Here is a 14,773-nt window from a genome sequence, read left to right as displayed (position 1 = left end):
GGGCGCACTCTGGTGTAAGCTCGTGCGCTGTTGATCCGACCCATCGAGAGGCTTATGCGGGCTCCCTTCCGACGTTCTACCCTTGCGGCGCTGCGTGGTTTTGAATCCTCCGGCACGGCCATCACCCTTTTGCCGAGCGCCGCCGACTACCGGCAGACGTTGCTGGCGAAGATTGCCGCGGCCACCCGGCGCATTTACATCGTCGCGCTGTACTTGCAGCAGGACGAAGCCGGCCAGGAAATTCTCGATGCGCTTTACGCTGCCAAGGCCGCCCGCCCCGAGCTGGACGTCGTGGTGCTGGTCGACTGGTTCCGCGCCCAGCGCGGGCTGATCGGCGCCGGCAAGCAGGCGGGAAACTCGGCGTGGTATCAGGCGCAAAACCTGGAGCACGATCAGGAGGTGCCTGTTTACGGCGTGCCGGTGCAAACCCGGGAGTTGTTCGGCGTGCTGCACCTCAAGGGCAGTGTCATCGATGACTGCGTGGTTTACAGCGGCGCCAGCATCAACAATGTCTACCTGCACAAGCTCGCCAAATATCGGCTTGATCGCTATCACTTGATTGAAAACAAAGCCCTGGCGGACTCGTTCCAGCGTCTGGTGCAGAAGGACATTCTGCCGTCCGAGGCGGTGCATCGCCTTGACCTGCCCTCCCCGCCGAGTTCGCGCAGCCTGCGCGGGGAGATCCGGCAGTTTCGCCAGCACCTCAAGCGTGCCAGCTATGACATCAATGAGGGCGTGCGCGACAACGGCGAATTCCGGGTCATCCCGCTGCTGGGCATCGGTAACAAGAATCCGCTGAGCAAAACCCTGTGCGACCTGATCGCAGAAACCAACGAGCAACTGACGCTCTGCACCCCGTATTTCAACATGCCACTGGTGGTGAAGCGTGAGATCAACCGCGCGCTCAAGCGCGGCGTGAAGGTCGACATCATCATTGGCGACAAGACCGCCAACGACTTCTTCATTCCGCCGGATGAACCGTTCAAGGTGATTTCTGCGCTGCCGTACCTGTACGAGATCAGTCTGCGCCGCTTCATGCAGAAGCATCAGACGGCAATCGCCAAACATCAGTTGAACATTCATTTGTGGAAGGACGGCGACAATACCTACCACCTGAAGGGCCTGTGGTCAGACGATCGCTACACCTTGCTGACCGGCAACAACCTCAATCCACGGGCATTCCAGCTTGATCTGGAAAACGCCGTGCTGATCGATGATCCCAAGGGCGAATGGCTGAAACCGCGCGCCGAAGAAATTGCGCTGCTGATGCGCAATACCCATCGGGTCGGCAAGTTCGACGAGCTAGACACGTTGAGCGAATACCCGGTGGGCGTGCGCACGTTCCTGCGTCGGGTCAGCCGGGTGCGGGTCGAGCGTCTGCTGTACCGGATTCTGTGAGCGCATGAGTAAAAGCACCGGCGTGCGCGCACAACAAGCCGACCAGACCCGTGCGCGGATACTCCAGGCGGCCATCGCCGTGTTCACCCGGGATGGCTACTCGGGCGGGCGCATCGAGAAGATTTCCGCCGAGGCCGAGTCCAACGACCGGATGATCTATTACTACTTCGGCAGCAAGGAGAAATTGTTCGTCAAAGTGCTTGAGCACACTTACGAGCAGTTCAACCGGGCCGAAAGCACCTTGCAGCTGGACCCCTCGACGCCGGTGCAAACGCTGCGGCAGTTGGTGGCCTTCGTGTGGGATTACTACGTCAGCCACCCGGAATTCGTTGCCATCCTCAGCATCGAGAACCTGCACAAGGGTAAGCACGCGCGCCAGTCCGGCGAACTCCGGCGCTTGTCCGGCGAGGCCGTGGGTGTGCTCAGACCGATCATCGACGCCGGGCAACAGCAGGGTCTGTTTCGTCAGGACGTGGACATCAAGCACGTGTATTTGATGATCGCCTCGCTCTGCTACTTCTATAACTCCAACCTCCACACCCTCTCCTCCTTCCTTGGGCAGGACATGGCCGCGCCAAGTGAGCGCACCGACTGGCTGGCGTTCATACAGGACATAGTGGTGCGTGGAGTCATGGTGCTGCCGGGGTAGGCCGAGCGACAATCGTCCGCGCTTGCGCAACACCCCAAACCGCTTCGCCAGCAAGCCGGCTCCTACAATTAATCCCGGGCACCCTCTGAATCTGCGGCATACGCAAATCTGTAGGAGCCGGCTTGCTGGCGAATGCGGTGGGTCAGGTTTGGCGATGTCGAGGGCTGACATTTTCGCGGGCACGCGCGCTCCTACAATTAATCCGGGCACCCTCGGGAATCTGCGGCATACGCAAATCCAGGCAACCTCTGAAATGTACGGCATACGCAAATCTGTAGGAGCCGGCTTGCTGGCGAATGCGGTGGGTCAGGTTTGGCGATGTCGCGGGTTGATATTTTCGCGGGCAAGCGCGCTCCTACAACCGATCCGGGCAATCTGTGGAATCTGCGACATACGCAAATCCAGGCAACCTCTGAAATGTGCGGCATACGCAAATCTCTAGGAGCCGGCTTGCTGGCGAACGCGGTGGGTCAGGTTTGGCGATATCGCGGGCTGACATTTTCGCGGGCAAGCGCGCTTCTACAATTATCCGGGCACCCTCGGGAATCCGCGACATACGCAAATCCAGGCAACCTCCGAAATCTGCGGCGTACTCAAATCTGTAGGAGCCGGCTTGCTGGCGAATGCGGTGGGTCAGGTTTGGCGCTGCCGCGGGTTGATATTTTCGCGGGCAAGCGCGGTCCTGCGATTAATCCGGGCATCCTCGGGAATCCGCGACATACGCAAATCCAGGCAACCTCCGAAATCTGCGGCGTACTCAAATCTGTAGGAGCCGGCTTGCTGGCGAATGCGGTGGGTCAGGTTTGGCGGTGTCGCGGGTTGATATTTTCGCGGGCAAGCGCGCTCCTGCGATTAATCCGGATATCTCCGCAATCTGCGCCGTACGCATAACCTGTAGGAGCGCGCTTGCCCGCGAAGGCGCTGGGTCAGGCAACATCGGCGTCGTTGTCATACCCCGGTTCGCCAGCAAGCCGGCTCCTACAGTTAATCCAGGCAATGTCTGAAATCTGCGTCGTACGCATAACCTGTTTTTCGCGGGCAAGCGCGCTCCTACAGTCGATCCGGGCAACCGCTGTAATTCGCGAGCCCGCCGCTCGCCGGCGGCTTCGGGCGTCGGGGATCAATGGGTTCCGGGATTGGCTTTGAGATACGCCACTTTGTCGTTCAACCCGGTCCACTGCGGTTCATTCGGGGCGAACCGGCTGCGCAGATACGCCGCCAGATCGCTGATCTGGGTGTCGGACAGGCTATCCTTGAAGCCCGGCATGTAGCCCAGATCGGCCGTGGCCGGTTTGTCGATGCCTTGCTGAATGATCTTGATCAGGTTGTCCGGCAATGCGCTATGAACGTTGGTATTGCTCGCCAGCGAAGGGCTAACGCCAAACAGCTTCGGCCCCAGACCATCGGCATGACAACCCTGACAGGAGCCTTCAAACACTCGCCGTCCGTTGCTCAGCGACTGCGCCGAGACGCCCGCGTTATCAATCGATGCCGATGCCGATGCCAAATCCAAAGGCGCAGCCGCAGCCGGACGAGCATCAGCGCCCGCAGGTGCAGGTTCATTCAGCGCTGCCAGGTATACCGCAATAGCTCGCACATCACGCTTCGGCAGCTTCGCCAGTTCCGTCACCACCGGCCCCATCGGACCCGCCGCCACGCCGTGCGCGTCGGAATACCCGGTGCTCAGATAATTAAACAGTTGGTCCTCGGTCCACGGCGTCGGCGCTTTCGACAGGCTGTTGAGCGCCGGCGCCTCCCAGCCATCAACGGTGCCACCCGCCAGAAATGACGTCCCGCCCTTCTCCGCCCCTAGCCAATCCCGCGGCGAATGACAGGCCGCGCAATGTCCCAACCCGTTGACCAGGTACTGGCCGCGGTTCCATTGCGCGCTCTGTTGCGGCTGCAACTGCACCTCACCTTTTCGCAGATACAGCGCGTTCCAGCCAGCCATCAACGGCCGCACGTTGAACGGAAAGCGCAGGTCATTGGCAGGCTGAAGCTGCCTCACCGGCGTCTGCGACATCAAATAGGCGTACAACGCCTGCATGTCGGCGTCCTCGATGTTTCTGAAAGCGGTGTAGGGAAACGCCGGATAGAGATGTTTGCCATCGCGACTGATGCCGTCACGCATCGCCCGCTCGAATGCCGGATAGGACCAGTTGCCGATGCCGGTTTCAGGGTCCGGGGTAATATTGCTGGTGTACAGCGTGCCGAACGGCGTGTGCATCGCCAGCCCGCCGGCATTGTCGGCGCCATTCGGGGCGGTGTGACAGACCGCGCAGTCGCCCACGGCCGCCAGCAAACGCCCACGCTCCAGAGTCGCCGATGACCAGGTGCCCACGTCGGGCGGCCTGATCGGCGCGATTTCCGCACGCCAGGGCAACGCCGTCGCGGCCATGCCCAACACCGCCCCCAAGGCTGCAAACAACGAACCGAACAGCCACTTCGAGCGCTTGGCTTTCGGCGATTGCGGCGGCTGGCTGTTGGCCTGATTGCCAGCGCTGTTCAGCGCGGCAAGGATGCGCTCTGCGGTAATCGGCAGTTCGCGGAAACGGATCCCGGTCGCGTCGTACACCGCGTTGGCAATGGCCGCCGCACTGGGAACCGAGGCCGATTCTCCTGCGCCCATGGGCGGATCCGCCTGACGCGGCATCATCATCACGTCGACTTTCGGCACCTCGGGGAAGGTCAGAATCGGGTAGCCGCCCCACTCCTTGCTCGCCACCGTGGACTCCTCGAACGTCACCCGCTCCTTGAGCACCCGGCTGGTGGACTGGACGACGTTGCCATGAATCTGGTGCTGCACACCGGCAGGATTGACCATCATGCCGGCGTCGTGGCCAATCACCACGCGCGTCACCGACACGTCGCCGGTGTGCTTGTCGATGGCGACATCGGCGACCCACGCCGCCCATGCAGCGCCGAATCCGGGGAACTTGCTGTGGATGTAACGCGCGTAGGCAAACCCGCGGCCGCGCAGCACGCCGTCTTCTTCCGGCATCTGCATGGGTTGGGTGCGCGGGCTCCACTCGGCCCGGGCAGCGGTCGCACGCACCAGCTCGGCCGCGCGCTCGTCATGCAGGTAACGCAGACGGTACTCAATCGGGTCAACGCCCGCCGCGAAAGCCAACTCGTCGATGTAGGATTCATGAGCAAACGTGTTGGGCAACGCCGACACACCCCGCATCCATGAGGCCCGGACGATGGGCGCCATGTCGTGAATGGTGACGCGCATGTGCTCGATGTCATAAGGCGGGATCGACGTGCGATCGCCCATTTCAAACATCGTCGCCACCGGCTCCACGCGACCGGTCAGCAGCAAGGCCAGCGTGGGGGAATTGTTCGACGGGTAGCGGGTGCTGAAGTCATAACCGGCAATCCCGCCATCGGCGTTGAGCCCGCCATCGACCTCCATCAATTGCGCGGTGCCTTTGGGCTCCCAGGCGTGTTCCTGCTCACGGGTCAGCTGCACCCGCACCGGCCGGCCCACCGCCCGAGACAGCAACACGGCGTCGGCGCAGACATCATCGGCGCAGTTACGCCCATAACAGCCCGCCGCCTCCATGCGGATAATCTCGATCCTCTCTTCGGGGTATTCCAGTAGCCAGGCCAGATCCGCGCGCAGCATGTGCGGGTTTTGCGTGCCGGACCAGACGCGGAGGCTTTCTTCGTTGTAGTCCGCCAGCCCGCATGACGGTCCGACGGAGCCGTGGATCTGGTAAGGCCACAAGTAGGTCCGCGTCATGCGCTCGCTGGCATGGGCAAGCGCATCCTCGACGTTGCCCTGGTCCAGCACGACCCGCTGAATGCTCGGGTTGTCGCGAATGGCCTGCTCGATGTTGCTCATGTCCGGCAACTGGTGCTGCCAGGGCTTCCAGGTGATCTTCAGCTCGCGCGCCGCCTTGGCTGCCTGTTCCTCGCGCATCGCGACGATGCCGACAAAATCCCGAATCACCACCACACGGACGATGCCCGGAATATGGGCGATGGAGGACTCGTCCACCTCCAGCAAGCTGGTGCCGACGAAGTCGCCGGTGTCGTACCCCGCATACGGCGGGCGTACGACACGGCCATGCAGCATGTCCGGCAGGCGCATGTCGTGAACGTAGGTCAATTCGCCGGTGGCCTTGCCCGGAATGTCGACGCGCGCGGCACCCTGGCCCACCAGTTTGTAGTCCTCAAGCCGTTTAAGCGGGGCATTGTCGGAAATGCGCAGCTCGACACGTTGACCAGCCAGCAACTCGCCAAACGGCATCTTGCGACTGTCGCCAGATGTAATGACGCCGCTTTCAATGACAAGCGAATCCACGCTCACCGCCCATCGCTGCGCGGCCTGCTGCAACAGGTAACGTCTGGCCTCGGCCGCAGCATTGCGCAGGGGAATGGCGGAGATCTGCAGCGTGGCGCTGGCGATGGTTGCACCCTGATTCGGTGCCCGCTCGGTGTCGCCGAGGATCATCGTGACTTGATCCATCTGCAGGTCCAGCTCCTCGGCGACGATCTGCGTCAGCGCGGTGCGAATGCCGGTGCCGAGGTCAACGTGACCGTTGAAGGCATATACGCGGCTGTTCTGGTCGATGGCAATGAACAGCCCCAGCTCCATGGGCCGCACGGCCGGCGTGCCGCCTTTGGCCACCGGGCCGGAAGGCGGCAGGATGTCGTCGACGATCAGCAGCACGCCATTTTGGGCGAGCAATTGGTCGCGTGTGGGCAAGGTCTGGGTCATTTGACAGGATCCGGGCTGGAGTGAGGACGCGCAGCACGCATGACCGCGCGGAGGATTTCCAGGTGCGTCCCGCAGCGGCACAGGTTGGCCGACAGTTCGTTGCGGATTTGCGTTTCGGTGGGATGCGGGTTGCGGTCGAGCAAGGCTTTGGCGGTCATGATCATGCCGTTCATGCAATAACCGCATTGCGCGGCCTGTTCATCGATGAAGGCCTGCTGCACCGGATGCGGGCGTTCGCGCGAACCGATGCCCTCCAGCGTGGTGATGTCCCGACCGTGTGCGCCAGCCAGAGGAAACACGCAAGAGCGGGCGGCGACGCCATCGATGATGACCGTACAGGCGCCGCATTCACCCAGACCGCAGCCGTATTTGGGGCCATTAAGATGCAGGTCGTTGCGCAGGATCAGTAACAGCGGCGTGTCAGGCATCGCCGTGACGGTTGAAGTCTGGCCATTGACCATGAAGGTCACGGTCTTTTCCGCCACCCGCTGCACTGCACGTGTCTCAGCCGTCATGTGTTACCCGCTGTAGCTAGCTTTTGATGAAGTGGTTACTTCACCAAAAGGGAGCAGGAAACATGCCAGTGGAGAAAAGCCTGTAAGACGCCGGAGTTTTAGAGGGAAGCCATCGTCCCTCCGCCGCCGCGATTGCGATGGTCAGCCAAATGTGGGAGTGAGCTTGCTCGCGGATGCGGTGGGTCAGGCGCGGTGATATCGCCGGCAGAAATCTTTCGCGGGCAAGCGCGCTCCTACAGACGGTCGCGTGGCAGGCGATGGCGTGACTGGGTCGCAAGCCACGGTCAATGTAGTAGTGAGCTTGCTCGCGAATGCGGTGGGTCAGGCGCGGTGATATCGCGGGTGGAATGCTTTCGCGGGCAAGCGCGCTCCTACAGACGGTCGCGTGACACACGATGGCGTGACTGGATCGCAAGACGCGGTCAATGTAGGAGTGAGCTTGCTCGCGAATGCGGTGGGTCAGACACAAGAATGTCGCAGGCGGAAATCTTTCGCGGGCAAGCGCGCTCCTACAGGCGGTGGCGTGACACACGATGGCGTGACTGGATCGCAAGACGCGGTCAATGTAGGAGTGAGCTTGCTCGCGAATGCGGTGGGCCAGCCGCGGTGATGTCGCGGGTGGAATGCTTTCGCGGGCAAGCGCGCTCCTACAAGGGGTATGCGTTCAGACGTGGTTATTCATCGCCGGTCCAGGCGTTGAGTGAACAGCACGGTGGTTCAACGCGATCACGGTCGGCGCGATCAGAGCCGGCTATTCATCACCTTCATCAATCAGCTTGCGCAGCAAAAACAGCACCGCTACGCGCTCGGCGGGGTTGAGTTTGCTCAGGGTCAGCTCGCTGATTTGCGCGGCGCGGGGGACGGTTTCCTGCACCAGGCGCAACCCGCTATCGGTCAGGCTGCAGATCACTTTGCGGCGGTCTTGCGGATCCGGGTCCAGGCTGATGAGGTCGCGGGCCTTCAGGCGATCGACGATGCCGCGGATGGTCGCCTGATCAACGGCGGTGGCCTTGACCAGCTCGGTCTGCGAGCTAGGGCCATGATCACGCAGCGCACACAGGGTGACGAACTGCACGGCGGTCAGCTGCGAATCCCCCACGTTCTGCTGAAAGATTGCCAGATGACGCTGGTAGGCCTTGCGCAGCAGATGCCCGACTTGTTCGGAAAACGTGTACGACGAATCGATATGGGAAGAAGGCTCAGTGGACACGGGTGGCTCGTTCGGCGGGATCTGGAAGGGGTGGCTACAGTAACGGTTGCGGGGATTGAGGGGAATCTTCAGCCACTAAACAGCTTCCTGATGTGGCGCAACGGGTGAGTATTCCACTGCCACGTAGAAGCGCGCCTTCCCTCAATTACAGCGGGCCTGTGACGTGGATGTCACCGAAACACCTTCGTGGGCAAGCGCGCTCCCACACGTCCGCGTGGGAGCCGATACCTCAGGCCCTGGACGCTTCGGGCGCCACCACCTCCCCCGCCAGCACCACAGCCTGATCGTCCAGATAAATATCACAGCGGCGCAGCGGGATATCCAGGTGGCACGGGGTTTTACGGGTGCCGCCGACTTCAGTATTCGGTCCGGTAGAAAACAGGAAATTGCCATAGAACGCCCGGGCGTCCATGCACATACCGTCGTTCTTGTCATGCAGCCCCATCGCCGTCCACTGCGCACGCGGTTGCAGGCCCCAGCCGATATGGGAAATGCCGTAAACCTCCGGGTCGTTGAAGTACTTCAGGTAATCGCGCAGGTACTCGGCCTCGAAGCCGCCATGGATGGACGTAATAAACCCTTTATCAATCTCCAGCGTGATCTGTTCGCGGGAGTAGGTCTTGAACGGCAGCACGATATCGCCAACGTCAATGACCAGCGTGCCCTGCGCGGTTTCTTCGTTTGGCCAGGAGAACAGAAACCCGCTCGGCCAGTGATCCCAACGCCCCGGCTCGTCAGCGAAACCGTATTCGGTGACCGAGGGATACTGCCCCAACTGCGCGCGGAAATCGCTGCCAGCGCGTGACTTCACCTGAATCGACCGCGCAGCTTTCAGCACCTGTTCAGCGGCCAGGACACGCTCCTTGTCGGCCACCGTCGGCAGCATCCGCGCCAGCACTTCCGGGGGTTCGACGGCCAGCAGGATCCGCGTGCCGGTTTTGAGGATTTGCTCCTGTTCCGGGGAATGCAGCAGCATCATCGTGTCGACAATCAGGTCCGCCGCTTCAAGGGCCCGCTGCGCCGCGATATTGCCCGTAAGCGCCGTGTCGCCGCAGTAAGCGGTCATGTCATTGCCCATGGCTTTTGGGTGATTGAACGAGGGCAACTCGACCGCGTACACCTTCGCGCCCAGTCGCTGCGCGGCATCCATGGCGGCGCGCACGGTGCGCGGGTCGGAATAGTGGCTCTTGAGCACCGCCACGCTTTGCGTGGCGTCCACCCTGGACAACGTCAGAACGTGTTCAAACATCTGGGTCAATTCGCAATCGCTAACCGGCATCTCACATCTCCTCGGCGGGATATCGGCCCGGATGCACCATCGCAAGGCATCGCGCATCAGACCGGTGCATTTTTGCAGCGTACACGCTTATTTAAACTTATAAGACCTCAATCCCTTGCTGACTGCAAGAGGCGCACCTGATTGTTACCCAAGTACACAATCTCCCATAAAAATGGACTAAGAGCGCAACATGCCTGATTGCGACACCTCCTTGCCGCTTCTGAATAAAACGATTCACTTTTGAAAATATCAGCGTATACACTTTAAAAACGCAGCAAGACCTCACACTCGGTGTTGACCCGGTCAGCTCGAATTCACCCAATACGAAGGAATGCGCGCCATGCCTACCACGCAAAAAATCGCCATCGTCGGAGCCGGTCTGGGGGGCGCTGCCGCTGCGACGCTGTTGCAGAAAGCCGGTTTTCAAGTGGATGTCTACGAACAGGCGCCTGAGTTTTCTCGCATCGGTGCCGGCATCCACATGGGCCCGAACATCATGAAAATCTTTCGCCGGATGGGCATCGAAGAGCCGCTGAGCGACATGGGTTCGCACCCGGATTTCTGGTTTAGCCGCGACGGCGCGACCGGCGATTACCTCGCCCGCATTGCCTTGGGCGAATTCTCGGTCAAGGAATACGGTGCGGCTTACATCACCGTGCACCGCGGTGACCTGCACGCGCTGCAGATGTCGACGCTGGCGCCTGGCAGCGTGCATTTCAGCAAATGCCTGACCACGCTTGAAGAGCGCGACAACGGTGTGCGCCTTAATTTTACGGACGGCACTCACGCCGACGCCGACATCGTGATTGGCGCAGACGGCATCAACTCAAAGATCCGCGAAGAACTGCTCGGCCATGAAAAACCTTTGTACAGCGGCTGGGTCGCGCACCGCGCTCTGATCCCCAGCGAGGTGCTGACGAAGTACAACCTGAATTTTGAAAACTGCGTGAAGTGGTGGAGCGAGGACCGACACATGATGGTTTATCACACCACCGGCAAGCGCGATGAGTACTACTACGTGACCGGCGTACCCCACGCCGAATGGGACTTTCAGAGCAACTGGGTCGACAGCAGCCAGGCCGAGATGTACGAAGCGTTCGCCGGCTACCACCCCACCGTGCAGGCGCTCATCGAGTCCACTGACAGCGTGACCAAGTGGCCGTTGCTCAACCGCAACCCGCTGCCGTTGTGGAGCCGAGGCCGTCTGGTGCTGCTCGGTGATGCTTGCCACCCGATGAAGCCGCACATGGCTCAAGGCGCGGGGATGGCCATCGAAGACGCCGCGATGCTCACCCGCTGCCTGGAGGAAACCGGCCTGACGGACTACCGCACCGCGTTCCAGCTTTATGAAGCCAACCGCAAGGAGCGCGCTTCTCGCGTGCAGGCGGTCTCCAACGCCAACACCTGGCTGCGCACGCAGGAGGATCCCGCCTGGGTTTACGGGTATGACCTGTACGGCCAGGAACTGAAATCGGGGGTGGCAGCGTGAGTACGTTCATCCATGGTGGCAACGTCCACGCCAACGGGATTCGCCAGCACTACCTGCGCTACGGCGGCGAAAAACACGCCGGCAAACCGGCACTGGTGCTGATACCGGGCATCACCAGCCCGGCGATCACCTGGGGATTCGTCGCCGAACGGCTGGGCGAACACTTTGACACCTACGTGCTGGATGCGCGTGGACGAGGCCTTTCTTCCACCGGCCCGGAGCTGGACTACAGCGTCGACACTTGTGCCGATGACATCGGTGCGTTTGCCGCCGCCATGGGCATCGACCGCTATCACTTGGTAGGTCACTCCATGGGCGCGCGTTTCGCCACGCGGGCCTCGGTGCGCAACCCGCAGGGTCTGAAAAGCCTGGTACTAATCGATCCGCCGGTGTCGGGTCCGGGGCGTCGTGAATATCCCGCCAAGCTGCCGTGGTACGTGAACTCCATTCGCCAATCGCAACAGGGCATGAGCGCGCAGGATATGCGCGCGTTTTGCCCGACCTGGACGCCGGAGCAACTGCAGCTGCGCGCCGAATGGCTGCATACCTGCTACGAGCCGGCCATCGTGCGGGCTTTCAACGATTTCCATGAGGTCGATTTTCATCAGGACCTGCCGAACCTTCCGGTCCCTGCCCTGCTCATCGTGGCCGAGCGTGGCGGCGTGATTCAGCCAGAGGACGAAGCCGAAATGCGCGCGTTGCAGCCCGGCATCAAAATCGCTCGCGTGGCTGAGGCCGGGCACATGATCCCGTGGGACAACCTGCCGGGGTTCTTTGCCGCGTTTGGTGATTTTCTGGGGACCACTCTGGATTGAGCCAAGGTTCTGATGGCGTGAGGCGACATCACGCTGTAGGAGCCGGCTTGCTGGCGAACGCGTCATTCGTCTCAACACGTTGCCCGCTGTCCTGATGCATTCGCCAGCAAGCCGGCGCCTACGGCATTTGCGCCCGACATATTTCCGACTTCAACTTCATTGACCGAGGACCACGCAATGACCGACCCACAAAGCGCAGACGCCAATTATCAGGGCGTATGGGGTAACCGCATCGGCTTCGGCGTGAAGCCGGCCCTGCTGATGATCGACTTCATGCAGGGCTACACGCAGCCCGGTGCGCCGCTGTATGCGCCGGGGGTGGTAAATGCGGTGGCTGAAAGCGTCGAGCTGCTGGCCTGCGCTCGGCGCCTGGGCATCCCCGTGGTTCACACCAACATCCGTTACCACCCGACGCATTTCGCCGATGGCGGAATGTGGGTCAGGAAGGCGCCGGTGATGAAAGACATGGTGGAAGGCAACCCACTCGCCGCGTTCTGCGAGGCCGTGCAGCCGCTGCCCGAAGAAGTGGTGATCAGCAAGCAGTACGCCAGTTCGTTCTTCGGCACCTCGCTGGCATCAATGCTGCACGCGCAAGGTATCGACACCGTCGTCCTGGCCGGATGCTCCACCAGCGGCTGCATTCGCGCCACGGCGGTGGATGCGGTGCAGCACGGTTTCCGCACCATCGTCGTGCGCGAATGCGTCGGCGATCGCCACCCTGATCCCCACGAAGCCAACCTGTTCGACATCGACAGCAAATACGGGGACGTGGTCGGCAAGCGAGAGGCAATGGAGCAGTTACAGGCTGCGGGCATCAAGCGGTAAGCGACACAAGCTACGAGCTACGAGCTACGAGCTGCAAGCTGCAAGCTGCAAGCTGCAAGCGAGGGAGCGCGCGCTGCGGTATTTCTTGCAGCTTGCAGCTTCGTAAAAGCGCCCATATGCGAACGCCGCAAACGCAGGCAAGATCAGCCGCCGCCGCGCTAACCGGTCGAAGAACCGCCAGGAGATACCCATGCCCTCTGCGAATGTAAACACCGCCGCCACTGTTGCGGCGGACCCGATCAAGGCGCTTTACAGCAAGATCACCTGGAAGCTGATTCCGTTCCTGTGCTTCTGCTACCTGGCCGCTTACCTGGACCGCATCAACATCGGCTTTGCCAAACTGCAGATGCTTGATCAGTTGCACTTCAGCGAGATGGCTTTCGGCCTCGGCGCCGGTCTGTTCTTTGTCGGCTATATCCTGTTTGAAGTGCCCAGCAATCTGGTGCTGGAACGGGTCGGGGCGAAGATCTGGATCGCACGGATCATGATCACCTGGGGCTTGCTGTCGTCCTGCACCCTGTTCGTCAGCACGCCCACGCAATTTTACGTGTTGCGGTTTTTTCTCGGCGCCGCGGAAGCGGGTTTCCTGCCCGGCGTGCTGTTTTACCTGACCACCTGGTTTCCGACCTACCGCCGTGGCCGCATCATCGCCCTGTTCATGATCGGGCTGCCGCTCTCCAGCGTCATCGGCGGGCCGCTCTCGGGCTGGATCATGGGCCACTTCGACCAGACCGCCGGGCTGCGCGGCTGGCAGTGGCTGTTTCTGATCGAGGGAATTCCCAGCGTGCTGTTGGGGGTGATGACCTTCTGGGCGCTGCCGAATGCGCCAAAAGACGCCAAATGGTTGAACAGCACTGAGCAGGCGCTGCTGGAAGGCGAGTTGCGTCTGGACGATGCCGAGGGCAAGGACAGCAAGCACAGCTTCCGCGACGGTTTTTTCAATCTGAAAGTGTGGATGCTCGGCGGCATCGACTTTTCCATCCTGCTCAGCGCCTACGCGATGGGCTTCTGGATGCCCACGTTCATCAAGAACGCCGGTGTCGTCGATACCTTCCACATCGGTGTCCTGACCGCGCTGCCCAGCGTGGCGGCGCTGATCGGCATGCTGATGATCGGCGCCAGTTCGGACCGCCGTCGCGAACGCCGCTGGCACATCATCGTGCCGTTCTGGATCGGCGCAGTGGCGATGGCTGCCAGCCCTTTCTTCACGCACAACGTGGTGGCGACCGTTGCGTTGTTCGCTGTCGCGTCGGCGGCCATCATCGGCGCCGTGCCGGTGTTCTTCAGCCTGCCGGCCACATTCCTCAAGGGCCGTGCGGCGGCGACCGGTTTTGCCCTGGCCTGCTCCCTGGCCAACATCGCAGGATTGGTGAGTAATTCGATGATGGGCATCGCCATCGACGTGACCGGCAGCAGCGCCGGCGCATTATGGTTTTTCGCCGGCTGCCTGATCCTCAGCAGCCTCCTGGTCGTGGCCCTGCCGGCGAAGCTGGTGAACCGGTGATCCAAGTCACCGCGACCGCGGGACCCGGTGAATGACCGATGGTTGCCGGACACGACAGCCGTCGGGGCCGGTGGATGACCGGTATCTGTCGACGCAGACCTGTAGGAGCCGGCTTGCTGGCGAACGCGGTGGGTCATCCATAAAGATGCCGGCTGACAAAACGCCTTCGCCAGCAAGCCGGCTCCTACAGCAGTCCGCGGCGAACTGCCGAAAAGTGTCGGGGCCACAGCCGCAAGGACCGGTGAATGATCGATGGTTGCCGGACACTACAGCCGTCGGGGCCGGTGGATGACCGGTATTTGTCGACGCCGACCTGTAGGAGCCGGCTTGCTGGCGAACGCGGTCGGTCATCCATAAAGATGT

General features: G+C 61.6%; 10 protein-coding genes. 6 read left to right on the top strand and 4 right to left on the bottom strand.

Annotated features, from left to right (window positions below; all coding sequences use genetic code 11):
• The first annotated feature begins 54 nt into the window (after positions 1-54).
• Together pssA and LT42_RS00440 are read left to right on the top strand one after the other, a co-directional pair.
• Positions 55-1,398 carry a CDP-diacylglycerol--serine O-phosphatidyltransferase gene (gene pssA / locus LT42_RS00445; RefSeq protein ID WP_037008952.1) on the top strand — a complete coding sequence of 448 codons (1,344 nt, stop codon included), beginning with the start codon at positions 55-57 and terminating at the stop codon, positions 1,396-1,398.
• 4 nt (positions 1,399-1,402) lie between these two features.
• Complete coding sequence (locus tag LT42_RS00440; protein WP_037008950.1) at positions 1,403-2,047, top strand: TetR/AcrR family transcriptional regulator; 645 nt, start codon at positions 1,403-1,405, stop codon at positions 2,045-2,047.
• A gap of 1,120 nt (positions 2,048-3,167) precedes the next feature.
• Here LT42_RS00440 and LT42_RS00435 read toward each other — a convergent pair.
• From LT42_RS00435 to LT42_RS00420, 4 genes are all read right to left on the bottom strand, one after another.
• Positions 3,168-6,773, bottom strand: coding sequence for a molybdopterin cofactor-binding domain-containing protein (locus LT42_RS00435; protein ID WP_037008947.1), 3,606 nt, complete (start codon positions 6,771-6,773; stop codon positions 3,168-3,170).
• Entirely contained in the window at positions 6,770-7,288 is a 519-nt protein-coding gene (locus tag LT42_RS00430; RefSeq protein WP_037008945.1) for a (2Fe-2S)-binding protein, read from the bottom strand. Before LT42_RS00430 ends, LT42_RS00435 begins: the two co-directional genes overlap by 4 nt.
• Before the next feature lie 751 nt (positions 7,289-8,039).
• On the bottom strand, positions 8,040-8,474 hold the full coding sequence (locus LT42_RS00425; RefSeq protein WP_152597634.1) for a MarR family winged helix-turn-helix transcriptional regulator: 435 nt from the start codon (positions 8,472-8,474) through the stop codon (positions 8,040-8,042).
• Positions 8,475-8,727: 253 nt separating this feature from the next.
• A complete protein-coding gene (locus LT42_RS00420) occupies positions 8,728-9,777 on the bottom strand; it encodes a 2,5-dihydroxypyridine 5,6-dioxygenase (RefSeq protein WP_037008941.1) in 1,050 nt (349 codons plus the stop codon).
• Between the two features lie 340 nt (positions 9,778-10,117).
• On the opposite strand from LT42_RS00420, the gene LT42_RS00415 reads away from it, so the two are divergent.
• From LT42_RS00415 to LT42_RS00400, 4 genes are all read left to right on the top strand, one after another.
• Positions 10,118-11,266: an FAD-dependent monooxygenase gene (locus LT42_RS00415; RefSeq protein ID WP_037008939.1), complete on the top strand. Its 1,149-nt coding sequence runs from the start codon at positions 10,118-10,120 to the stop codon at positions 11,264-11,266.
• Positions 11,263-12,081 carry an alpha/beta fold hydrolase gene (locus LT42_RS00410; RefSeq protein WP_037008937.1) on the top strand — a complete coding sequence of 273 codons (819 nt, stop codon included), beginning with the start codon at positions 11,263-11,265 and terminating at the stop codon, positions 12,079-12,081. The genes LT42_RS00415 and LT42_RS00410 overlap by 4 nt, the downstream gene beginning before the upstream one ends.
• Before the next feature lie 177 nt (positions 12,082-12,258).
• Positions 12,259-12,906, top strand: coding sequence for an N-carbamoylsarcosine amidohydrolase (locus tag LT42_RS00405; RefSeq protein WP_037008934.1), 648 nt, complete (start codon positions 12,259-12,261; stop codon positions 12,904-12,906).
• Between the two features lie 190 nt (positions 12,907-13,096).
• Positions 13,097-14,410, top strand: a complete 1,314-nt coding sequence (locus LT42_RS00400; protein ID WP_037008932.1) for an MFS transporter — start codon at positions 13,097-13,099, stop codon at positions 14,408-14,410.
• The last annotated feature ends 363 nt before the right edge of the window (positions 14,411-14,773 follow it).

The organism is Pseudomonas lutea, assembly GCF_000759445.1.
Classification (GTDB): Bacteria; Pseudomonadota; Gammaproteobacteria; order Pseudomonadales; family Pseudomonadaceae; genus Aquipseudomonas; species Aquipseudomonas lutea.
The sequence above is the reverse complement of the archived record's forward strand: the minus strand, read 5'-3'. Positions and strand labels throughout refer to the sequence as shown.